The 20,556-nt window shown below is 66.0% G+C and carries 18 protein-coding genes and 1 pseudogene; 4 read left to right on the top strand and 15 right to left on the bottom strand.

The annotated features are described in order from the left end of the window. Positions 1-40: 40 nt before the first annotated feature. The 3 genes and pseudogenes from ACZY1I_RS02235 to mdlC form a co-directional block, all read right to left on the bottom strand. On the bottom strand, positions 41-1,912 hold the full coding sequence (locus ACZY1I_RS02235) for an FAD-binding oxidoreductase (RefSeq protein ID WP_463753468.1): 1,872 nt from the start codon (positions 1,910-1,912) through the stop codon (positions 41-43). 1 nt (position 1,913) lies between these two features. Beyond that, on the bottom strand, positions 1,914-2,303 hold the full coding sequence (locus ACZY1I_RS02230; protein WP_463753467.1) for a tautomerase family protein: 390 nt from the start codon (positions 2,301-2,303) through the stop codon (positions 1,914-1,916). A 36-nt stretch (positions 2,304-2,339) separates the two neighbouring features. Then, positions 2,340-3,957: pseudogene (mdlC, locus tag ACZY1I_RS02225) on the bottom strand (benzoylformate decarboxylase). A 211-nt stretch (positions 3,958-4,168) separates the two neighbouring features. Between mdlC and ACZY1I_RS02220 the strand changes: the two are divergent. Together ACZY1I_RS02220 and ACZY1I_RS02215 are read left to right on the top strand one after the other, a co-directional pair. Next, entirely contained in the window at positions 4,169-4,462 is a 294-nt protein-coding gene (locus tag ACZY1I_RS02220) for an ATP-binding protein (RefSeq protein WP_463752640.1), read from the top strand. 15 nt (positions 4,463-4,477) lie between these two features. Then, positions 4,478-6,940 carry a helix-turn-helix transcriptional regulator gene (locus ACZY1I_RS02215; RefSeq protein ID WP_463752639.1) on the top strand — a complete coding sequence of 821 codons (2,463 nt, stop codon included), beginning with the start codon at positions 4,478-4,480 and terminating at the stop codon, positions 6,938-6,940. A 76-nt stretch (positions 6,941-7,016) separates the two neighbouring features. Here ACZY1I_RS02215 and ACZY1I_RS02210 read toward each other — a convergent pair whose 3' ends face one another. Together ACZY1I_RS02210 and ACZY1I_RS02205 are read right to left on the bottom strand one after the other, a co-directional pair. Continuing rightward, a complete protein-coding gene (locus tag ACZY1I_RS02210; protein WP_463753466.1) occupies positions 7,017-7,940 on the bottom strand; it encodes an NADP-dependent oxidoreductase in 924 nt (307 codons plus the stop codon). Positions 7,941-8,031: 91 nt separating this feature from the next. Beyond that, positions 8,032-8,889, bottom strand: a complete 858-nt coding sequence (locus ACZY1I_RS02205) for an alpha/beta fold hydrolase (RefSeq protein WP_463752638.1) — start codon at positions 8,887-8,889, stop codon at positions 8,032-8,034. Positions 8,890-9,090: 201 nt separating this feature from the next. Here ACZY1I_RS02205 and ACZY1I_RS02200 point away from each other — a divergent pair, with 201 nt between their 5' ends. Next, entirely contained in the window at positions 9,091-9,825 is a 735-nt protein-coding gene (locus ACZY1I_RS02200) for a superoxide dismutase family protein (protein WP_463752637.1), read from the top strand. A gap of 70 nt (positions 9,826-9,895) precedes the next feature. Continuing rightward, entirely contained in the window at positions 9,896-10,399 is a 504-nt protein-coding gene (locus ACZY1I_RS02195; protein WP_463752636.1) for a hypothetical protein, read from the top strand. Here the strand turns inward: ACZY1I_RS02195 and ACZY1I_RS02190 are convergent. The 10 genes from ACZY1I_RS02190 to ACZY1I_RS02145 all read right to left on the bottom strand — a co-directional run bounded on the left by ACZY1I_RS02190 (position 10,396) and on the right by ACZY1I_RS02145 (position 20,554). Beyond that, the gene (locus tag ACZY1I_RS02190; RefSeq protein WP_463752635.1) at positions 10,396-11,913 is read right to left on the bottom strand and encodes an adenylate/guanylate cyclase domain-containing protein; all 1,518 of its coding nucleotides are present in this window, start codon (positions 11,911-11,913) and stop codon (positions 10,396-10,398) included. The two genes, ACZY1I_RS02195 and ACZY1I_RS02190, sit on opposite strands and share 4 nt — an antisense overlap. Positions 11,914-12,002: 89 nt before the next feature. Continuing rightward, on the bottom strand, positions 12,003-13,625 hold the full coding sequence (gene groL, locus ACZY1I_RS02185) for a chaperonin GroEL (protein WP_463752634.1): 1,623 nt from the start codon (positions 13,623-13,625) through the stop codon (positions 12,003-12,005). Between the two features lie 100 nt (positions 13,626-13,725). Then, the gene (groES, locus tag ACZY1I_RS02180) at positions 13,726-14,028 is read right to left on the bottom strand and encodes a co-chaperone GroES (protein ID WP_011739140.1); all 303 of its coding nucleotides are present in this window, start codon (positions 14,026-14,028) and stop codon (positions 13,726-13,728) included. A 257-nt stretch (positions 14,029-14,285) separates the two neighbouring features. After that, entirely contained in the window at positions 14,286-15,314 is a 1,029-nt protein-coding gene (tsaD, locus tag ACZY1I_RS02175; RefSeq protein WP_463752633.1) for a tRNA (adenosine(37)-N6)-threonylcarbamoyltransferase complex transferase subunit TsaD, read from the bottom strand. After that, positions 15,311-15,778 carry a ribosomal protein S18-alanine N-acetyltransferase gene (gene rimI, locus ACZY1I_RS02170; protein WP_463752632.1) on the bottom strand — a complete coding sequence of 156 codons (468 nt, stop codon included), beginning with the start codon at positions 15,776-15,778 and terminating at the stop codon, positions 15,311-15,313. Before rimI ends, tsaD begins: the two co-directional genes overlap by 4 nt. Further along, entirely contained in the window at positions 15,775-16,389 is a 615-nt protein-coding gene (gene tsaB / locus ACZY1I_RS02165; RefSeq protein WP_463752631.1) for a tRNA (adenosine(37)-N6)-threonylcarbamoyltransferase complex dimerization subunit type 1 TsaB, read from the bottom strand. Before tsaB ends, rimI begins: the two co-directional genes overlap by 4 nt. Beyond that, entirely contained in the window at positions 16,386-16,850 is a 465-nt protein-coding gene (gene tsaE, locus ACZY1I_RS02160) for a tRNA (adenosine(37)-N6)-threonylcarbamoyltransferase complex ATPase subunit type 1 TsaE (protein WP_463752630.1), read from the bottom strand. Before tsaE ends, tsaB begins: the two co-directional genes overlap by 4 nt. Beyond that, positions 16,843-17,904 carry an alpha/beta fold hydrolase gene (locus ACZY1I_RS02155; protein WP_463753465.1) on the bottom strand — a complete coding sequence of 354 codons (1,062 nt, stop codon included), beginning with the start codon at positions 17,902-17,904 and terminating at the stop codon, positions 16,843-16,845. The genes tsaE and ACZY1I_RS02155 overlap by 8 nt, the downstream gene beginning before the upstream one ends. A 58-nt stretch (positions 17,905-17,962) precedes the next feature. Then, positions 17,963-19,129 carry an alanine racemase gene (alr, locus tag ACZY1I_RS02150; protein WP_463752629.1) on the bottom strand — a complete coding sequence of 389 codons (1,167 nt, stop codon included), beginning with the start codon at positions 19,127-19,129 and terminating at the stop codon, positions 17,963-17,965. Between the two features lie 45 nt (positions 19,130-19,174). Further along, the gene (locus ACZY1I_RS02145; protein WP_463752628.1) at positions 19,175-20,554 is read right to left on the bottom strand and encodes a glutamate decarboxylase; all 1,380 of its coding nucleotides are present in this window, start codon (positions 20,552-20,554) and stop codon (positions 19,175-19,177) included. Between the last annotated feature and the right edge of the window lie 2 nt (positions 20,555-20,556).

Raw genomic sequence — 20,556 nt, 5'->3', positions numbered from 1 at the left:
CGATCCGCTGCGCCCGGCTTCGCCGCGCTTGCGATCGCGCCTACGCTTTGACGGCAAGCTTGAAGATGAGAGTGGTCAACGCCCCGAAGGCACCGCGCGCACCAATGTAGAGGCGCTTAGCGTCATATCCGGCAACGTCTTTCATGTTCTCGCCGCCGAAGCGGGCTGGTTTCTGGTCACCGGCGACGATGACCTCAGCACCGAGAAGTGCGTGCCTCACTTCGATTCGCTCCTCGCCGGTGGCGGAGGCAACGAGCTGGCCGATGCTGCGTTGGCCGCCCGAAGCCGGGACCGCGGCACAGGTGATGCCGTTGCAGTCGAGGTAGAGGTTGATCTCGTCGAGGGTGGCGTCGGCGCCGACGACCAGGCTTAGATTGGCAAGGTTCACCGAGATCTCGGTATTGCCACCGGCGGTAAGCGGGGCGCCCGGATCCGGGCTCAGGGTGCCGTACAGCGCGTCGCGAACGGCCGTGCCGAGCGTTTCGGTGTCGAGTTCGCAGTCCGACGGGTCGGGCAGCATGATGCCCGGGTTGAGCAGCCCGGCTGGGTCGAACGCCTTCTTGATCGACCGTTGGGCAGCGATCTCCACCGCAGTGAAGCGCTTGGTCATGAACTGGATCTTTTCGGTACCGACGCCGTGCTCGCCGGTAATGGTGCCGCCCAGCTCCAATGCCGCTTCGACGATCTCGTTATTCGCCTCTTCCAGCGACGATGCCGCCTTCGGGTTGTCCTTGTCATAGAAGGTGGTCGGGTGCAGGTCGCCGTCGCCGGCGTGGCCACACACCGCGATGAACAACAGCCCGTCGGAGTGGCGCGCGGCGGTTGCTTGGATTGCCTGCTGCATCTCAGGGATCCGATCGCGGGGGACGGTGACGTCGCCGATGAAGAAGCCCTTGCCGCTCTGCACCACGGAGTCGGCCGCGTGCAGCCGGCCGTACCACAGCGCGGCACGATCCTTCTCGTCCTCGGCGACACGGACTTCGGTCGCTCGCTCACGCAGCACCCTGTCGACGATCGCCTGGTCGCGCCGGACCTCGTCGGCCGTGCCGTCGACGTCGATGAGAACGATGGAGTCCGCGTCCAGTGGGTAGCCGGTGTCGTAGAACTGCTGCAACCCGGCGATACCTGCACGGTCGAGCCATTCCACGGCGGCCGGCACGACACCGGTGGCGATAACCGCGGCGATGGTGTCGGCGGCTTCCCGGGCGCTGGCGAACGCACCCATCAGGCTATGAGTGACCGCGGCGATCGGACGCAGCGCGACGGTGGCCTCGGTGACTATGCCCAACGTGCCCTCCGAACCGATCAGGACACCGAGTAGGTCAGGGCCGTCGTCATCCGCACTGAGGGTGATTGCAGACCCGTCCGGCGGCACCACCTCGACCGACAGGATGTGGTTGTACGTGACGCCGTACTTCAAAGCATGTGGACCGCCTGCATTTTCGATGATGTTGCCGCCCACAGTGGCCAGATGCGCCGACACCGGATCGGGGGAAAAGCACAGGCCGTGTGGGGCAAGGTGCTCCTGCAAGTCGGAGTTGACCACTCCCGGTTCCACGCGGGCGCGCCGCCCTTCGATGTCCACATCGAGGATCTGGTTCAGTCCGGACAGGTCGAGCAGGACGCGTCCGCTGGAGGGCATCATTCCCCCCGAGCAGTTCGACGCTCCGCCGCGGGGAACGATCGGAACGTTGTAGTCGGACGCGGCGTGCATGATCGCCGCGATCTCGTCGCGGTTATGGGGACGCAGCAACACTTCTGCGGTAGCGCCGACTCCCCAGAAGTCGTGACCAAGGTCGGCCAGAATCGCGCCTTCGGTGATCAGCTCACCGTGAGCGGCAACGGCCTGGATGAAGCTGTCGATGGCGGTGGTATCCGGCGCAGCGAGGTTTCCTGTTACATCAGTGGACATTTCAGCCGATTCCGTCATGGTGGGAGGTTTCCTGCGCGCGCAACCAGGCCTGCTCTTCGCCGGGATCCGGCAGCACGCGTCCCCCTTCGATAGCGAGATATGCTGGGCTGCTTTGGATTACGACCAGCACCTGCTTGGCGGGTAGGCCTGTTATCCGGGTCGCCGCAGCCGCGATTTCGGCCACCAACTGGCTGCTTTGTGCTTCGGGATGTCCAGTGCGCACCCAACCGTTGATCAGCAGCGGTTGCGCGGGAAGCCCGTTGGTATAGACGTCGTCCGGGGCTAGTTCATGGAAAACCACGTTCACGTATGTGCCCGGCACGTGATTGATCATCGAATGAATCCGCGTCACTTCGCCGGCGAGACTGGCCTTGATATCGGCGCTCAGCATCGACTCCACCGTCGTGCAGGTGTAGACCGGCATCTCTCAGCCCAGGAACGGCAGTTGCGGTTGGGTGGGCACCACGATGACGGTGGGTCCGTCGGCTTCCAGTGCGGCCTTGAATTCGCGGGCGAGCTCCTCGGTGTTCTCCACATTTGGCGGTTCGGCACCCGTATCCGGTTGCCAGCGAGGCGATATCGAGACCGGGCAACTGCAACCCGGGTACTCCGGGAGTCTTCTCGAGCAGGGCGAAGGACTTCAAGATTGCGTATTCGCCGTTGCGCATTACCACGAAGATGATCGGGAGCTTGTGCTGCGCGGCCGTCCAGATGGCCTGGATGGAGTACTGGAACGACCCGTCGCCGATCGAAGCCAGGATGGTCCGCTTGACTCCGCGAGCCCGGTCTCCGAGCGCGAGGCCAACCGCCCCGGGTACTCCCCAGCCGATGCCTCCGCTGCCGGTGGCGAAAAAGCTGCCCGTCCGCCGGGTGGGCAGCCACTTCAGGAGTTCGGCCAGCGTGGAGGTCGATTCCATGACGATCGCGGCGTCGTCGGGTTTGACCGTGCTCAGCACGGCATAGACGTCGTTGGGCAGCAGTGGCGCCGATGCCACCGGAATCTCCGGGCTGGCTTCCCGGCTCAACGCCACCGGGGCCTGCCTATCAGGAGGTACATCCACCAGGGGCAGCAGTTGTTCCAAGGCGATGCCTACGTCGCCGACGAGGCTGTCACCCACCGGCGCCACCGCAGCAAGATGGGGATCGACAGTGATCTGCAACAGCTCGGTCCCTTCGGGCAGGTGGTCGCCCGCCACGTAGGGGTAATACCGAAACACCTGCGCACCAACCACAATCACCAGGTCGTGACCTTGCAGGGCCTGGTTCACACCAGCGATCGTCATCGGCAAGGGACCCGCATTCAGCGGGTGATCCTCGGGGAACGAGCACCTGTCCGACAGCGCACTGCCGTGGACCGGTACGCGCAGCTTTTCGGCAAATGCAATACCGGCATCCCAGGCGCCGGCGCGGTCCACTTCCGGGCCCAGCACCAACAGTGGCCGCTCAGCCCGGCTGATCCGGTCGGCGAACTCACGCAACCGGTCGGCATCTGGCTGGACGCGCTGGCTGACTGTCCTGATCACTGCGGGCCCCAGCGCCGGTTTGTTCCAGTCGTCGAGCGGGATGGACAGAAAAACCGGGCCGGTCGGCGGTTGGGTGGCGATGGCGTAAGCCTGCATGAACGCGGCAGGCACGTCCTCGGCGCGGGCCGGCTCGAGGGCTCGTTTGACCCACGGTTGCGGCTGCATCGTCGCATCGGGGTTATTCAAATAGGGGTCACATAACGACATTTCGCGGGTCTGTTGGCCGGCGGTAACGATGAGTGGCGTGTTCGCCCGGTAGGCCGCGACGAGGCTGCCCAATGAATTGCCGGTGCCCGCCGCGGTATGCAGATTGACCAGCGCAGGCTTGCCGGTGGACTGGGCGAAGCCATCGGCCATCGCCATCGCGGATGCTTCCTGCAGGGCTAAAACGTAGGTGAAGTCGACCGGGAAATCCTGCAAGAAGGTCTCCTCCGTGGAGCCCGGATTTCCGAATATCGTTGTCAGCTCCAGTGTTCGGAGCAGTTCGTAGGTAGCGTCGCGAACGGTCAGCTCTTCGGTCATCGTTGAACACCCTTCCCCGAGAATTCGTGCGGCACTGCCCGCGTCGATCCTCGAAAAATCACAGCACCTTGGCCTGCCGGCTGACCCCGTAGAAACCCCCGGTCAATGACAGACCGGTGTCCGCCCTGTCGCGCTGCGACGTCGAACTCACCGGAAATTCAGGTCCTTCGTCAGAAGGACGGCAGCTCGCTGACGTGCCAAGATGTCGAACATGGGTCGAGGTGCTCGTCGCGGCACACTATTGGGTCGACATCATGAGCAAGAGCTGCTGGTCGAGTTGCTGGACCGCGTACGAGGCGGCCGCAGCGGCGTCCTCGTCATTCACGGGGACGCGGGTATCGGTAAGACCGCCCTGTTGGAGGACGTTCTTGCCAGCGCCGCCGATCTTGGCACGATCGCGCTCAGCGGAGCGGAATCGGAAATGGAGCTGGCATACGCCGGACTGCAGCAGTTGTGTGGCCCGCTGCTCGGTCGCATCGACCGGTTACCCGACCCACAGAAGTAGGCGCTACGGATCGCGTTGGGATTGCGTGAAGGTGCTTCCCCGGACCGCTTTCTGGTGGGCTTGGCAGTGCTGACGCTGCTTGGCGACGCCGGCGCGGAACGTCCGACCGTCTGCATCATCGACGACGCCCAGTGGGTTGACAGCGCTTCACTGCAGGCACTGGCGTTCGTGGCGCGCCGCCTTCTTGCCGACCCAGTGGTGATGATCTTCGCGGCCCGCGAATCCAGCGCCGGCCAAGAACTCACGGGGTTACCTGAGCTGAGTCTCTGCGCGCTCGCTGACGTCGACGCGCGCGCACTGCTTGCCGAGGTGCTGCCGGGCCTGCTCGACGATCAAGTACGCGAGAACATTCTGGCCGAGGCGAGCGGGAATCCGTTGGCGTTGCTCGAATTGCACCGTGCGTTGGCTCCCGCGGAGTTGGCCGGCGGGTATGGGCTAGCCAGCGCAAAGCCGTTGGCGACGCGCATCGCACGGACCTACGACCGACGCCTGCGTGAACTGCCGCCGCAGACGCGGACCCTGCTGCTGCTCGCGGCGGCAGAGCCCATCGGTGAGCCGGCATGGTTGTGGGCGGCGGCCGGACAACTCGGCATCGATGCGGAAGCGAGCATCCCGGCCGAGCAGAGCGGCCTGATCACCGTCGAAACCCGTTTGCGATTCCGGCATCCGGTGGTCCGGTCCGCCGTCTATCGCAATGCCGCCCCATCGGAACGGAGACAAGCCCACGCGGCGTTGGCGGGAGCCATCGCCGGCCCCGCCGCAGCCGATCACCGCGCCTGGCACCGCGCCCACGCCACGGTCACACCCGACGAGACCGTCGCCGTTGAACTCTTACAGTCGGCCGAGCGGGCCCGCCGCCGTGGTGGTGCGGCGGCCGCCGCCGCGTTCTTGGCGCGCGCCGTCGAACTGACGCCAGACCCAGTCCGTCGGGCCGAGCGCGCCCTCGACGCCGCCCAGGCCAAGGTCGACGCCGGCGACCCGGATGCGGCCACCAGACTGGTGGTCTTCGCATCACGCTCCGACGACGAGTTGCTCAGTGCCCGAGTCGATCTGCTGCAAGCCAAGATTGCCTTCGCCGCCCGCCGCGGACGCGATGCACCCCCGCTGCTGTTGGCCGCAGCCGAACGGCTACGCCCACTCGACCCTGCGCTGTCGCGCGAGTCCTATCTCGAGGCGCTGATGGCGGCAATGATCGTGGGTCGCCTCCATGTTGACGAGCACGCGTCCCCGGCGGCGATCGCCGAGTCGGCCCGGCACGCCCCGCCGCCATCCGATCCCCCAACCGCGGTCGACCTGTTCCTCGACGGGCTCATCATCCGACTCACCAAGGGGAGCACGTTAGCGGTACCGCTGTTCAGACGCGCCATCTCTGAGTACTTGGCAGAGGAGTCAGCGGGCACCGCCGACGCGCGTTGGCACGACATCACCAACCGCGTGCTGCTCGATCTGTTCGATCAAGACATCTACGACGAACTCAACGCCCGCCAGCTCGAGATGCTTCGCACCGCAGGCGAATTGACGGTCTTACCCGCCGCGCTGACGACGTACGCGGGGGCGTGCGTCACCTCGGCCGACTTCACCCAGGCCGCAGTGCTACTCGAACAATCCGACGCCATCACAACCGCGACCGGCGCCCCTCCGCACCGTTCCATCGAGACCTATCTCGCAGCCTGCCGAGGACAAGAGCAATTGTGCCGCCAACTCGTTCAATCGACGATCGACGAGTCCACCTCGCGGGGTGAGGGCACCGAAGTCACCATTGCCCTCTTCGCGGCGACTATCCTGCACACCGGACTCGGCCAATATGAGGAGGCGCTCGCGGCGTGCACGTCAGGCCTGGAATATGACGACGTCGGCATGTACGGCCACCTACTGAACGAACTGGTGGAGGCTGCCACCCGGTCCGGCAAAATGGCCATCGCCGAAACGGCGGCCGAGAAGTTGATCGAGCGGGCGATCGCCAGTGGAAGCCCAACCGCCCTCGGTTACGCGGCCAGGGCGAGGGCCTTGATTACCACCGGACCGGAGGCGGAAGCCGAATACCGCGAGGCGATTTCCCAATTAGAGCGCTGCCCCCTCGTCGTTCTCCTGGCACGCACGCACCTGATCTTCGGCGAGTGGCTGCGGCGGATGAACCGCCGGTCGCAAGCGCGCGAACGTCTGCGCGTCGCTCACGACATGTTCGTGCAGATGGGCGCCGAGGGTTTCGCGGAACGGACCCGCCGCGAACTTCGGGCCGCCGGTGAACCGACCCGAAAGCACACCGAGCGATCGGCCGTCGAACTGACGACACAGGAGAGCTACATCGCCCGGCTCGCGGGCGAGGGCTTTACCAACTCCGAAATCGCCGAACAGTTGTTCATCAGCCCGCGCACAGTCGAGTGGCACCTGAGCAAGATCTTCGCCAAGCTGGGCGCCACCTCGCGACGCGAATTGCGGACCCTGACCCCGGTGAGACCGGTACGCAAGCAAAGCTGAACGTGCCGAACGTGGCGCCTTTCGTGGTGTGCGCCTCTCTCGGTTTCGAGCGAACCTCTGATGAGGCGCGCGAGCGCTACGGACTGGGGAAGACGCGGATGATTGCCTTGCCGGGCTTGCCGGGCGCCGGGTGGAACACCGCAGCGGCACCTTCGAGGGCATATGTCGCGCCGACGAGCGGACGCAGCCGTCCGTCCTTCAGCCTGCTCTCCAACGCCGCCAGCCCCGCGCGATCGGGCTCGACGACGAAGAAGACGGTTCGCACGTCATCGGTCTGGATTCGGGGTGGTTCAGCAATGCTGACAAGCGCACCGCCGGGGCGGACCAATACCGCTGAGCGATCAAGGATTTCACCACCGAGTACGTCGAACACCGTGTCCACCTGACCGACGTTCTCCAGCAGGTCGTCCTGCAAGTCCACGAAAATGTCCGCGCCCAAACCGAGCACGGTCTGCCGATGTGCGGCACGGCCGGTGGCAATCACGCGCGCACCCGCCTCGCGTGCCAGTTGCACTGCGACAGAGCCGACGCTCCCGGCGGCGCCGTGAATCAGGACTGTCTGCCCCGCCCCGAGTTGCGCGTGGGTGAACAGTGCCTGCCATGCCGTCAGGCCCGAAATCGCAAGCGCCGCAGCCTCGGTGTGGTCAACTCCGTCCGACAGCGGCGTGAGATTGCGCGCTTCCACCGCCACAAATTCGGCCAAAGTGCCGTTGCGGCACCAGTCCGTGATCCCGAAGACTCGCTGACCAACGGTCAATCCCGTTGTTCCGTAACCTAATTCGGCAACGACTCCGGAGAACTCGTGGCCGGGGACGGTCGGCGTCCGGTCCCGCCCGGCCCGGTCAGTCCAAGTACCTGGCCAGTCGAGTTCGCCCGAAGTGAACCCGGCCGCATGTACCCGGACGATGACGTCGTTCTCCGCGGCGTGCGGGTAGGGCAAGCGCTCCAGCGCAAGACCAGCGATACCGGCGGTGCGGTCACGCGCAACTATCGCTTGCATTGCTTGCGGCATCGACATGGCTTCCACGCTAACCGCGATATCGTCAGGATTGCGGGCCAGGCTGGATCCATCGGAACTCCGTTGACCCTCGTCAGAATTGGCTCTCCGCCGCGGCCAGGTTCCGCAAGATCGCCGGAAAAACAACCTCCGCATGGTCCAGATGCGAAGCGTGCTTGGCACCATCGACGCTCAGCAGCTGCGAGTGGACATACAACTGTGCGACGCGGCGACTGTTCGCAAACGGAGTGACGGAGTCGTTGGTGCCCCACACCACGAGGACAGGGCGCGGGTGTCGCCCCGCCACCGCCCACTGATCACCAGCATCGACATCGAAGTGTGCCACCGTCGATGCGAAGGACTCCGCCATGCCGGGGAACACCAGCTGTTCGCGGGCGCGTCGGTTGTAGTCGGGAAATCTGTCGGGCCGACTCAAGTGTTGATTTTCGAGGCGGTCGATGATGTTGCCGACGCGGTTTGCCATGACCTTGCGGGCACCTGGAGTTCGCATCACCAGCTTGCCGAAGTGCGTCAGCCGTCCGCCCAGATAGAGACCGGGCGCAATCAGCGTGAGGCTGACGACGCGGTCGGGAGATTCGGCGGCGAAGCGGGTGACGATCACACCGCCCATCGACCAACCGATGAGATGCATGGTGTCGATGCCGAGGGTGTCGACTAGTTCACGGAGTTGTAGTAGGTACAGGTCGAGGTCATATCGGATTGCGGGCCGGTCGGAGAGCCCGCGACCGAGTTGGTCATAGCGCAGGACCCGAAACCCTTGACCGGCAAGCATTTCAGCGAGTGGCTCCCATGCATAGCTAGGAGTCACCAGACCGTGCACCAGCACCACCCAGGGGCCGTGATCACCGAGGACGTGGTAGGCGGTGACGCCTTCGGACAGAGATGCCGATTGGGCGCGGGCCTGTGCCCGCGCCTGTGGCAATGTCGACATGCGCGCAGCGTATACCGGGCAAATCTCGGGCCCTGTGGACCCGGTCGCTGCAGGTGGAGATCAGCGACGCCTTGCACAGACTCGCCGACCTGTTGGCATCGAGCGGCGGACCCACCGGCGCTCTGACAATCGCCGCTTCACTGCAGCTCAGCAAGACTGTTGGTGGGTTTCGTCCGCTCCTTACCGGGGTAGGCACGGCTGATGAAGAAGAGTGCGTTATTCACGGTCGCTGTGCTTTCCCTGGCGGCCGCTTCGCTGGCAGCATGCGTGAACGAACACGGCGGCCAATCCACGACTTCACCGTCCTCCGGCGCGGACAGGATGACCACACCTTTGAAGAGCACTGACGGGACTCAAGTCGCAACTGCCACTTTTGAATTCGCCAACGGCTACGTGACGGTGACCGTGGAGGCCGGCCCTAACCAAGTCCTGAGCCCCGGTTTCCACGGACTGCAGGTCCACTCGGCGGGTGCGTGCGAGGCGACCGCAGGAGGCTCCGACGGAAGTTTCAGCTCGGCCGGAGAGGTTTACCAGGCACCGAACCACACGGGTTATCCCGCCAGCGGTGACCTGACCGCGCTACAAGTGCGCCCCGACGGCTCAGCAAAGCTCGTCACCACTACCAGTGCGTTCACCGCTGCGGACCTGCGCAACAGTGCCGGCACCTCATTGATCATCCATCAGAATCCCGGGACCTTCACCGCTGATGCCAGCGAGTCCGGCAAGCGGATCGCCTGCGGTGTGATTGCCGCTGCGACAGCGTCGACGGCCTCGTCCACCACGACGCCAACTACCAGCGTCAGCACGGTCACGACCACGATTGCCGTGCCGCCTCCTGAGACGAGCACGAGCACCGTCACGGTCACCAGCACCACTAGCTCCCCAACCCTCACGTCCACAGCACCGAAGACGGCGACGCCCGCTCCGGGCGGGTGACGCACCACGGCGGACGCCGTCCGGTAACTTCTGACCTGCGGGCGCAGAACTCAGTGAGGAAGGCAATCCAATGCCGAACAATCGCATTCGTGCCGTGGTCGCCATTTTCGTCCTGGCGTTGCCGGCCGCCCTCAACATCGCCTCGGCTCACGCTGACCCGTTGCCCGGATTTTGCGTGCCGTCCAGCGTCGTCGACAACGTGTGCACCGCGCGACTCACGTCGGTGACGGCGGATGCTGTCGACGGGACAATCACCGGGACACCCGTCGGCGGCGGCGCAGCTGTGACCCTTGCGGGGCAAGGCGATGCCTATCGAAAGTCGGTGGGATTCGGCGATTCACCGCCGGACCCGGTTCGACAGTGGGACGCCACTATCGATCAGGTGAGCGGCCTGGGCGTCGACCAGTCCGATCCCAATTGGTACGGCAATGCCAAGTCCAGAGCGTTCTTGCCCAGGACCTTAAATGACCTGGCCAGCCAGTTTCCCCCGAACGCTCTGGTGGTCCGGTTCACCCCTGACGATGAGCAGTCGGGCTCGTTCCGCCTTATTTCGATTCAGCCGACATCCCACTAGGGGGCGCCCGACTTGGCTGGGTCGAGACCGAAAACTTGGGCAGGTGCTGACTTGCCCTTCAGTGCGTGGGCACCCCGGTCGATGAGTCCGGGCAATCGGGAAGCCAGGGCATCGACGGTTTGAGAGGTCAGCAGGATTACGTCGCCAGTGGTCTTGGTGAGTTGCTCGACGCGGGCCGCGACGTTGACGGTGTCACCGATCAGAGTGAACTCCAACTTGCCGCCACCGCCGATGGTCCCGGCGATCACCATCCCCGTGTTGATCCCGATCCCGATGTGAAGCTCTCCGCCGAACCGCTCGGCGACCCGGCGGTGAATCAGCACAGCGGCGCCCACCGCGGCGTCGGCATGATCCGCAAGATCGTTCGGGGCGCCGAAGACGGCCAGTGCGCCGTCGCCGAGGAATTTGTTGACGTGCCCACCGGCGTCGACGACCGAAGGCACCACGACCTCGAACAGGGCGTTGAGGCGGGCGACCGTGTCCTCGGCGCTATTCGCCTCGGCGAATGGCGTGAAATCGCGGACGTCGACAAACATCACCGTCACTTCGCGACGCTCCCCGGTAAAGACGTCGTCGCCCTGCTCGAGCAGTCGGGACGCCAGGACCGGGTCGACGTAGGTGCCGAATGCGGCCTGAAGTCGTTGTCGCTCAGCAAGTCCCGCCTGCATCCGGTTGAACGATCCCGCCAGCGCGCCCAGGTCATCGTCCTGAACCACCGGCAGCCGTTGCGAATAGTCGCCCGCCGCAACGCGTTCCGTTCCTTCGGCCAGGTCGCGAATGGGCCGCAACGACGGTGCGAACCCGGCACCGACACTGACCGGCAACGCCAGGCTGAGCGAGAAACACCCGATCACGACGGCGAGCACGGGCTGTTGACTGACCTGATCGAACCCGGCGCCCAGCAACGCGGCGCCGAGTGAAAAGCCCGACGCGACCGCGATCATGGAAATTTTCGACCACGTCGCGAACGTCGGCCTGGAGCGTGGCGATGAGTCACCGATTCCTGTGTGACCTGAGATCGCAACCCGGGCCGGACGCAGCGCCCCCTCCACGAAACTGTGCGCACCGATCAGCTGGAGAGCGGCTCCGAAACACGCGCCAACAATCCCGTGTTGAACCAGGCGCCACTCGGTCGCCCTCGCGATCGCACTGACAACAATAAACAGCAAAGCCACCCCGACAACGTGGGTCGCCAGCCCTCGGGCTGCCATGCTCCGCGTGGTGTCGTAGGTGGCGTCGAGCGCGGCCGCCCGATCGACATCGTGACCGGCTGCCCACCGCTCCACAATGCGGAGCCGTCCCAGGCCGGGAAGAAAGTACAAGTACACCACCGGCAGCAGAGCGACGACGGTGACGGCAGCGACCTCGACATAGCGATCGGACTTCTCGTAGACGACGACGATGAAAGACAGCGTGAAGTAGGTCGGCAGGAGCACAACGAACCCGACCACGCACAGCGCCCACGAATACCTCGCCGCGTAGCGATCCCACGCCCACTGCCAGATGCGGTCCATCCCGCGAGACTAAACGGCCGGTAGTAGGCGCGAACAGACGCAAAACGCCCCCGCACATGTCGGGGGCGTTTGCGTCTGGTCAGTAGAAATTAGTGAGCGTGACCGTGGTGGCCGTGCCCGTGGTCGTCGGCAGCCTCGGCCGGCTTGTCGACGATCGCCGTCTCAGTGGTGAGCACCATCCGGGCCACCGAAGAGGCGTTGAGCACCGCGGACCGGGTCACCTTGACCGGGTCGACGACACCATCGGCGGCCAGGTCGCCGTACTCCCGGGTGGCGGCGTTGAGGCCGTGTCCGGTCGGCAGCTCCTGGACCTTGTTGACCACCACCGCACCGTCGAGCCCGGCGTTGGTGGCAATCCAGAACAGCGGTGCAGCCAGCGCCTCGGAGAACACGTCGACGCCGAGCTTCTCGTCGCCGCTCAGCTCCTCACGCAACGACTTGAGCACGTGGCGCGCCTGGATCAGCGCGGAGCCACCGCCGGCGACGATGCCCTCTTCGACAGCTGCCTTGGCCGCCGCGACCGCGTCCTCGACGCTTTCCTTGCGCTCCTTGAGGGCGGTCTCGGTGGCGGCGCCGACCTTGATGACGGCTACGCCGCCGGCCAGCTTGGCCAGCCGCTCGCCCAGCTTCTCGCGGTCCCACTCCGAGTCGCTGTTGTCGATCTCGCTGCGCAGCAGGTGAACTCGCGCCGCAACAGCCTCCTTGGTGCCGCCGCCGTCGACGACGATGGTGTCGTCCTTGCTGACCACGACACGACGGGCCGAGCCCAGCACCTCGAGGCCGACCTCGCGCAGCACCAGGCCGGCGTCGGGGTTGACCACCTCGGCACCCGTCACGGCCGCCAGGTCCTGCAGGAATGCCTTGCGCCGGTCACCGAAGTACGGCGACTTGACTGCGACAGCCTTCAACGTCTTGCGGATGGAGTTGACCACCAGGGTGGCCAGCGCCTCCCCGTCGACGTCCTCGGCGATGATCACCAGCGGCTTGCCCGCCTCGGCGACCTTCTCGAGCAACGGCAGCAGGTCCGGCAGCGAGCTGATCTTGTCCTGGTGCAGCAGGATGACCGGGTCGTCGAGCACTGCCTGCTGGGAGTCGAAGTCCGTCACGAAGTAGGCCGACAGGAAGCCCTTGTCGAAGCCGACACCCTCGGTGAACTCCAACTCGGTGTTCAGGGTCGAGGATTCTTCGACACTGACGACACCGTCGTGGCCGACCTTGCTCATTGCCTCGCCGACCAGGTCACCGATCACCTCGTCACGCGAGGACACGGTGGCGACCTGTGCGATGGCCTCCTTGCCGCTCACCGGGATGGCCGAGGCCAGTAGCGCCTCGGATACCGCGTCGGCGGCCTTGCTGATGCCAGAGCCCAACGCAATCGGGTTGGCGCCGGCTGCGACCAGGCGCAGCCCGCCCTTGACCAGCGCTTGGGCCAGCACCGTGGCGGTGGTGGTGCCGTCGCCGGCGACATCGTTGGTCTTGGTTGCCACCGACTTCACCAGTTGGGCACCCAGGTTTTCAAACGGATCTTCCAGGTCGATTTCGCGAGCTACGGTGACGCCGTCGTTGGTGACCTGCGGTCCGCCGAACGCCTTGGCCAGCACCACATGCCGACCGCCGGGTCCCAGCGTGACCTTGACCGCGTTGGCGAGCTTGTTGACGCCCGCCTCCAGGGCGCGGCGCGCGGTCGAATCGAACTCAATAAGTTTGCTCATCAGGATCCTTCCGCCCGGCTCCAGCCCGGCGACTAACGCATGCCGCCCCGGAAATCACCCGCGCGTCAACGCGGGGATCGCCGGGGCGGAACACGGTGTGTTACTTGGAAACGACAGCCAGCACGTCGCGTGCCGACAGAATCAGGTATTCCTCGCCGCCGTACTTGATCTCGGTGCCGCCGTACTTGCTGTAGATGACGGTGTCACCCTCTGCGACATCGAGCGGGATCCTCTTCTCGCCGTCCTCGTCCCAACGGCCGGGGCCGACTGCGACGACGGTGCCCTCTTGGGGCTTCTCCTTGGCGGTGTCAGGAATGACCAGACCGGAAGCGGTCGTGGTCTCGGCCTCGTTGGCCTGTACGAGAATCTTGTCCTCGAGTGGCTTGATGTTCACCTTCGCCACGATTGGGCCCTCCACTTTGTTGAATCGGGTCCGGGACGTCTGTCCCGACCGGAGTTTGGCGGTCGGCCCGGGGAATAACCCCGGAACCGTCCTAATTACCAGGTGATTCGGCAATCGTCCTAGCCCAAGCGCCGTCGTCGCGGGTGCCGACGCAGGGGTTGTGTTGACTGCCATCTAGCACTCTATACATGAGAGTGCTAGCACTCAAGGGCACCCCGGTGCTTCTCTGTCGGCGAACAACTCGACCGGCACTTCACCTAGGCCTTTACCTGGCTCGCCACCACCGGCAGGCCCGGATCAGTCGCCGCATCCAGCGGCGACGGCCGGGCGCCGGCGGCCACCAGATGCGCCGCGAACGCCGCGATCATCGCTCCGTTGTCGGTGCACAGCCGCGGCCTGGGGATTCGCAGCGTCAGACCGGCGTCGGCGCAGCGCTGGGTGGCCAGCTCACGCAACCGTGAGTTGGCCGCCACTCCCCCGGCGATGAGCAGGGTCGACACCCCCAGCTCAGTCGCCGCACGCACGGCCTTCTTGGTCAGTACATCGGCGACGGCTTCCTGGAACCCGGCCGCGATATCGGCGGTCACGGCGTCGGGATGACTCTCCACATAACGTGCGACCGCGGTCTTGAGGCCGGAGAAGCTGAACGCGTACGGGTCGTCCCTGGGACCGGTCATGCCGCGGGGAAACTTGATGGCGTCCCGGTCGCCGGTGTGGGCCAACTCGTCGAGGACCCGGCCGCCCGGGTAGCCGAGCCCAAGCAGCCGCGCCACCTTGTCGTAGGCCTCGCCGGCGGCGTCGTCGACGGTGCTGCCGAGCTCGACCATCGGCTCGGCGAGCGAACGCGCGTGCAGCAAATGGGTGTGCCCACCGGAGACCAGCAGTGCCACGCACTCGGGCAGCGGTCCGTGCTGATAGACATCCGCGGCGAGGTGCCCACCGAGATGATTGACCGCGTAGAACGGCACCCCCCAGGCGGCCGAATATGCCTTGGCGGCAGCAACTCCCACCAGCAGGGCGCCCGCCAGCCCCGGGCCGATGGTCGCGGCGACAACGTCGGGCCGCTGCAGTCCAGCGGCAGACAGGGCCCGGCGCATAGCGGGACCCAGCGCTTCCAGATGCGCGCGGGACGCTATCTCGGGGACCACCCCGCCGAAGCGCACGTGTTCGTCGACGCTGGAGGCAACCTCGTCGGCCAACAGGCTCAGGGTGCCGTCGGCCTCCAGCCGGGCAATACCGACACCTGTTTCGTCGCAGGAGCTTTCGATCGCGAGGATGGTTGTCATGTGGCCTCCCGCCGCATCGTGTAGGCGTCGGCCCCACTGACCCGGTAGTACCTGCGACGCAGACCGATCTGTTCGAATCCCACGCTGCGGTACAACTCTAACGCCACCTCGTTATCCGTGCGGACCTCCAGAAACACCACACCACCGCTGGCGAATTCGAGTAGATCGTTGAGCAACCGGCGGCCGATGCCGCGGCCGTGATATTCGGGATCGACCCCGATGGTGTGCACCTCGTACTCGAACGGCGCACTACGCCCCAACCGGGTGATGCCGGCGTAGCCGACCAGCGTGCTACCACAGCGCGCGCCGACGTAATGGTTACGCGCACTGTCCAACTCGCGCTCGAACGCTACCGCGGGCCACGGATCGTCGCCGTCGAACAACAGGGCTTCCAATTCGGCGCACCGGTCGGCGTCCGCGCGGGTCAACGCACCGATGATGACGGGGTCGACAGGGGTCGTCATGCCTTGGCCGCCAACGGTTTTGCGTCCGGACGACGCAGGTACAGCGCCACCAGCGGCGCGGGACCTTCGTCCCAGTTCACCGCGCGCACCAGGCCGTTCGCCGTCGGATAGACCGGCTCGCACCGGGGCAGATCGAACAGCGCCGCGTGCTCCGGCGACCCGGCGACCGCCCGCGCCGGGCCGGGGTCGACGTCGGCCGGGGCATTGACGTCGGGTCCGCCCGTCCGCACCCCGTCGCGGTAACGCGCCCAATAGATTTCGCGGCGGCGAGCGTCGGTCACGACCAGAGTGTCGCCGGTGGTGAGCACGCCGATGGCGTCCAGACTGCACACGCCGTAAACCGGGATATCCAATGCGTGACCATAAGCGGCGGCGGTGGCCATGCCCGCACGCAGCCCGGTGAACGGGCCCGGCCCGCAGCCCACCACAACGGCGTCCAGGTCGGCCATCGTCAGCCCCGCATCGGTGAGCGCCTCGATCACGTTGGGCGTCAACCGCTCCGCATGTGCCCGCGCGTCGAGGGTGACTCGCTCGGCCAGCACGGCGAGATCCGTGCGCCGGACGATTCCGGCCGTCACCGCCGGGGTCGAGGTATCGAGCGTCAGGATCATGTGCGGACCCACTCCCAAGTCGCGGTCCGCACTTCGGATTCGCTGGCACGCTCGAGCCGGATGTCCAAGTGCCGCTCCGCAAGTCGCTCGACGAGGCCCTCGCCCCACTCCACCACGACGACCGCGTCCTGAAGATCGGTGTCGAGGTCCAGCGAGTCCAGCTCACCCAGCAGATCGGCCGAGCCATGGTCGAGCAGTCGGTAAACGTCGACGTGAATCATCGCGGGCGTGCCCGTCCGTCGTGGCGGATGCACCCGGGCCAGGACGTAGGTCGGCGACGTGACCGGTCCGTCGACATCCATTGCCACAGCAATCCCCTTGGCCAGCACAGTTTTCCCGGCACCTAACGGACCGGAGAGCACCACGACATCACCGGCGCGCAGCTGCCGGCCCAGCTCGGATCCCAGTGCGATGGTGTCCTCGGCAAGCGCCAGGGTGGCCGTTCCTGCGGTATCACCCACGGCGTAACCGCTGCTTGAGTCGGTCCCCGAATCGCTGATAGCGCAGCGCCAGCTTGCCTGGCATGGCCCGCTCGATCAGGCGGACCAGCCCGTCGTTGATGGGCTCGGGCTTGTCCAGCAGCGCCAGGTGGCTGGCCCCGGGAATGATGATCAGCTCGGATTGCGGCAGCGAGGCCGCCATCAACCGGGAGTATTCGTCGGGAGTGAGCAGGTCGTGGTCGCCGCAGGCGATCAGGGTGGGGATCTTGAGCAGGGTCCACAGCCCGGCGGTCTCGTCGTGCACTTCCAGGGCGCGCAGGAAGCCCACCAGGGTGGCGATCGGGGTGCCGTTCATCATCCGCTGCGAGAACGCGTCGAGACTGCGGCTGACTTGCAGATCGCTGTAGGACGCGGCCCGAAGGATCGGGCCGATCAGTGAGCGTGACACGTTGCGGCCGCGGTGCATCAGCTTGGGCGCGGACTTTGCGGTGAACCGAACCGCTTCCAGCGCGGGGTTTTTCAGAAACTCTCCCAACGGAGAGCGCGTCACACCTTCGGCGGCCGAGGAGATCAGCGCGGCACCGACGATGCGGCGCCCGTAGCGCTCGGGAAACTGCCGGGCATGCGACATCACGGTCATGCCGCCCATCGAATGGCCGACCAGCACGATCGGCCCGCGCGGTGCGGTCACCTGCAGCACGGTTTCCAGGTCCTGGCCGAGTTGGGTCAGCGTGTAGGAGTCGGGCTCCCCTTCGCCGGACTGGCCGTGCCCGCGCTGGTCGTAGAAGACCATCCGGACCTGCGGGCCCCAAACCTCGCCGAGTCGCGCCCGCTGAAAGTGGTAGGCGCCCATGCGCAGGCAGAATCCATGGGCGAAGACGACAGTGAGCGGCGCGTCTTCGGGCCCGGCCTCGCGCACCGCCAGCGGAACCCCGTCAGTCGTGGTGACGACCTGGCTGCGATCGCTGTCCATGCGATCGAAATCCTCATCCGACCAAGGATCTTCGAGCCCGGCGGCACGTTCGATCATGGTCTTGCGGGCCGACGCTCCGACCAGGGTGGCGACGGCGGTGATCCCGGCGCCACCCGCGAGCCAGGCCCTACTCTTCGGGCCCACCTTGGGGTGGGTTTCATCAGGACTCAACGGCGTCAGCCTCGCGATACGTTCTGGCGATTCGCCCGCGGACGCCGGTGACCACTTCGTAATGAATGGTGCCGACCAGATCGGCCCAGTCCTGCGCGGTCGGCTCACCTTGGGCGCCGGGTCCGAACAGGATCGCCTCGTCACCTTCGGCCACGTCGGGCTGCTCCGGCCCCAGGTCGACGACAAACTGATCCATACAGACGCGTCCCACCCCGGGCCGCCGCCGGCCGTTGATCAGCACTTCCAGGCGACCGCCGAGGGACCGGATGACGCCGTCGGCATAGCCGATCGGCAGCAGCGCCAGGTTGGTGTCCCGGGGGGCGATCCAGGTGTGGCCGTAGGACACGCCTTCCCCCGCCTTGATCGACTTCACCAGCGCAACAGGACATTTCACGGTCATCGCCGGCACCAGCCCCATGTCACCCAGCTTAGGCACCGGGCTCAGCCCGTACACGGCGATACCGGGGCGCACCAGGTCGAATGTGAGGTCGGGCCGGACCATGGTCGCCGACGAGTTCGACAGGTGCGCCACCTCGAACCGCACCCCTTGGTCGCCGGCGTACGCGAGCATGTCGCGAAAGCGCTGTGCCTGCACGTCGTTGATCGGCTCGTCCGGCGAGTCGGCGTACACCATGTGCGACATCAGGCCCCGCAGCCGGATCTTCTCGTCGGCGACGGCCTGACGCAACGCGGCCAGTAGCGCCGGGTACTCGGCGGGCGCCACGCCGTTGCGGTTCAGCCCGGTGTCGACCTTGACCGTGACGGTGGCCCGCGTGCCCGTTCGGTGCACCGCATCCAGGAGTTCGGAGAGTTGGCGCACCGAGGAGACGGCGATCTCTACATCGCCCTGCAGCGCCGGCCCGAAATCGACGCCGGGCGGATGTAGCCAGGCCAGGATCGGGTCGACGATGCCGTCGGCACGTAGTGCCAGCGCCTCATCCACGGTGGCCACGCCCAGTTCGGCGGCGCCGGCCGCCAATGCTGCGTAGGCGACGCGGGCGGCGCCGTGACCGTAGCCATCTGCCTTGACGACAGCCATGACCTGCGCGTTCCCGGCGTGCTCGCGCAATACCCGGACGTTGTGCGCGATAGCGCCCAGGTCCACCACGGCCTCGGCGAGGACACCTGGGGTCAAGGAGATCGGCGTAACGGACACGATTCCTATTGTCCCAGAACCTCGCGACTGCCTCCCGCGGCACGTCTAGTGCGCGAAGTGCTCCGCGTCGTAGTGCCCGCCCGGCTTGAGCTTGTCCAGCGACGCCAGCGCGGTGCGGGCATCGTCGTGCAATGCCCGGGCCAGGTCGGCGGAGAGCCCTTCGCGTACCACGACGCGCAACACCGACACGTTGGTGGCGTTGTCGGGCATGGTGTAGGCGGGCACCTGCCAGCCGTAGCCCCTCAGTTCGTGGGACAGATCGAACTCGGTGTACCCGCGGTCCTTGGCCAGCCGGAAGGCCACCACCGGGATCGCGCTGCCGTCGGTGATCAGTTCGGCGTGCTCCCCGACGCGCAACTGCTCACCCAACCAGCGTGCGGTCTCCGACAAACACTGCATGACCTTGGTGTATCCGTCCCGGCCCAGCCGCAGGAAGTTGTAGTACTGCCCGACGACCTGGTTGCCGGCACGAGAGAAGTTCAGCGTGAAGGTCGGCATGTCGCCGCCCAGATAGTTGACCCGGAAGACCAGCTCCTCGGGCAGGTGCACGGCACTTCGCCACACGACAAACCCGATGCCGGGGTAGGTCAGGCCGTACTTATGGCCGCTGACGTTGATCGACACCACCCGGGGCAGCCGGAAGTCCCACTTGAGTTCCGGGTGCAGGAAGGGCACCACGAAGCCCCCGCTGGCGGCGTCGACGTGCACCGGGATGTCGACACCCCCGCCAGCCGCCAACTTGTCGAGTGCAGCGCAGATTTCGGCGACCGGTTCCAGCTCACCGGTGTAGGTGGTGCCCAGGATCGCGACCACCCCGATGGTGTCCTCGTCGACGGCGTCGATGACCTGTTCAGGCGTTATGACGTAACGCCCCTCCTCCATCGGCAGGTAGCGCGGTTCGACGTCGAAGTAGCGGCAGAACTTCTCCCACACCACCTGGACGTTGGAACCCAGCACCAGGTTCGGCGTCCGCTTCTCCCAGCCTTTTCCGACCTTCTGCCGCCAACGCCATTTCAGCGCCAGCCCGCCGAGCATGACGGCCTCGCTGGAACCGATGGTGGAGACGCCGACGGCGCTGTTGGGGTCGTCGTCACGCAGGTTCTCGGCGTGGAACAGGTCGGCCACCATGCACACGCAGCGCTGCTCGATGGCCGCGGTCGCCGGGTATTCGTCCTTATCGATCATGTTCTTGTCAAACGTTTCGGCCATCAACCGGCCGGCCTCGGGGTCCATCCAGGTGGTGACGAAGGTGGCCAGGTTCAGTCGCGAGCTGCCATCGAGCATCAGTTCGTCGTGGATGAAGCGGTAAGCGGCCTCGGGATCCATCGATTCCTCCGGCAACCGCAGCGCCGGTATCGGCGAGGTGAACATGCGGCCGGTGTAGGCGGGGGCGATCGAATGCGCGGGCACGGAGGGATGGGACACAG

It is taken from the genome of Mycobacterium sp. IDUB_37, assembly GCF_055419245.1.
This window is presented reverse-complemented; position numbering and strand designations above follow the sequence as displayed.

Excerpts from the sequence above, each read along its gene's own strand:
- tsaB (WP_463752631.1), bottom strand. The coding sequence starts at position 16,389 with ATGATCCTGACGCTCGATACCTCGACCCCGGCGGTGACGGCCGGAATC.
- ACZY1I_RS02220 (WP_463752640.1), top strand. The coding sequence starts at position 4,169 with ATGGGTCGAGGTGCTCGTCGCGGCACACTATTGGGTCGACATCATGAG.
- ACZY1I_RS02190 (WP_463752635.1), bottom strand. The coding sequence starts at position 11,913 with ATGGACCGCATCTGGCAGTGGGCGTGGGATCGCTACGCGGCGAGGTAT.
- ACZY1I_RS02195 (WP_463752636.1), top strand. The coding sequence starts at position 9,896 with ATGCCGAACAATCGCATTCGTGCCGTGGTCGCCATTTTCGTCCTGGCG.
- ACZY1I_RS02210 (WP_463753466.1), bottom strand. The coding sequence starts at position 7,940 with ATGCAAGCGATAGTTGCGCGTGACCGCACCGCCGGTATCGCTGGTCTT.
- tsaD (WP_463752633.1), bottom strand. The coding sequence starts at position 15,314 with ATGACAACCATCCTCGCGATCGAAAGCTCCTGCGACGAAACAGGTGTC.
- groL (WP_463752634.1), bottom strand. The coding sequence starts at position 13,625 with ATGAGCAAACTTATTGAGTTCGATTCGACCGCGCGCCGCGCCCTGGAG.
- ACZY1I_RS02205 (WP_463752638.1), bottom strand. The coding sequence starts at position 8,889 with ATGTCGACATTGCCACAGGCGCGGGCACAGGCCCGCGCCCAATCGGCA.
- ACZY1I_RS02235 (WP_463753468.1), bottom strand. The coding sequence starts at position 1,912 with ATGTCCACTGATGTAACAGGAAACCTCGCTGCGCCGGATACCACCGCC.
- ACZY1I_RS02230 (WP_463753467.1), bottom strand. The coding sequence starts at position 2,303 with ATGCTGAGCGCCGATATCAAGGCCAGTCTCGCCGGCGAAGTGACGCGG.
- rimI (WP_463752632.1), bottom strand. The coding sequence starts at position 15,778 with ATGACGACCCCTGTCGACCCCGTCATCATCGGTGCGTTGACCCGCGCG.
- ACZY1I_RS02200 (WP_463752637.1), top strand. The coding sequence starts at position 9,091 with ATGAAGAAGAGTGCGTTATTCACGGTCGCTGTGCTTTCCCTGGCGGCC.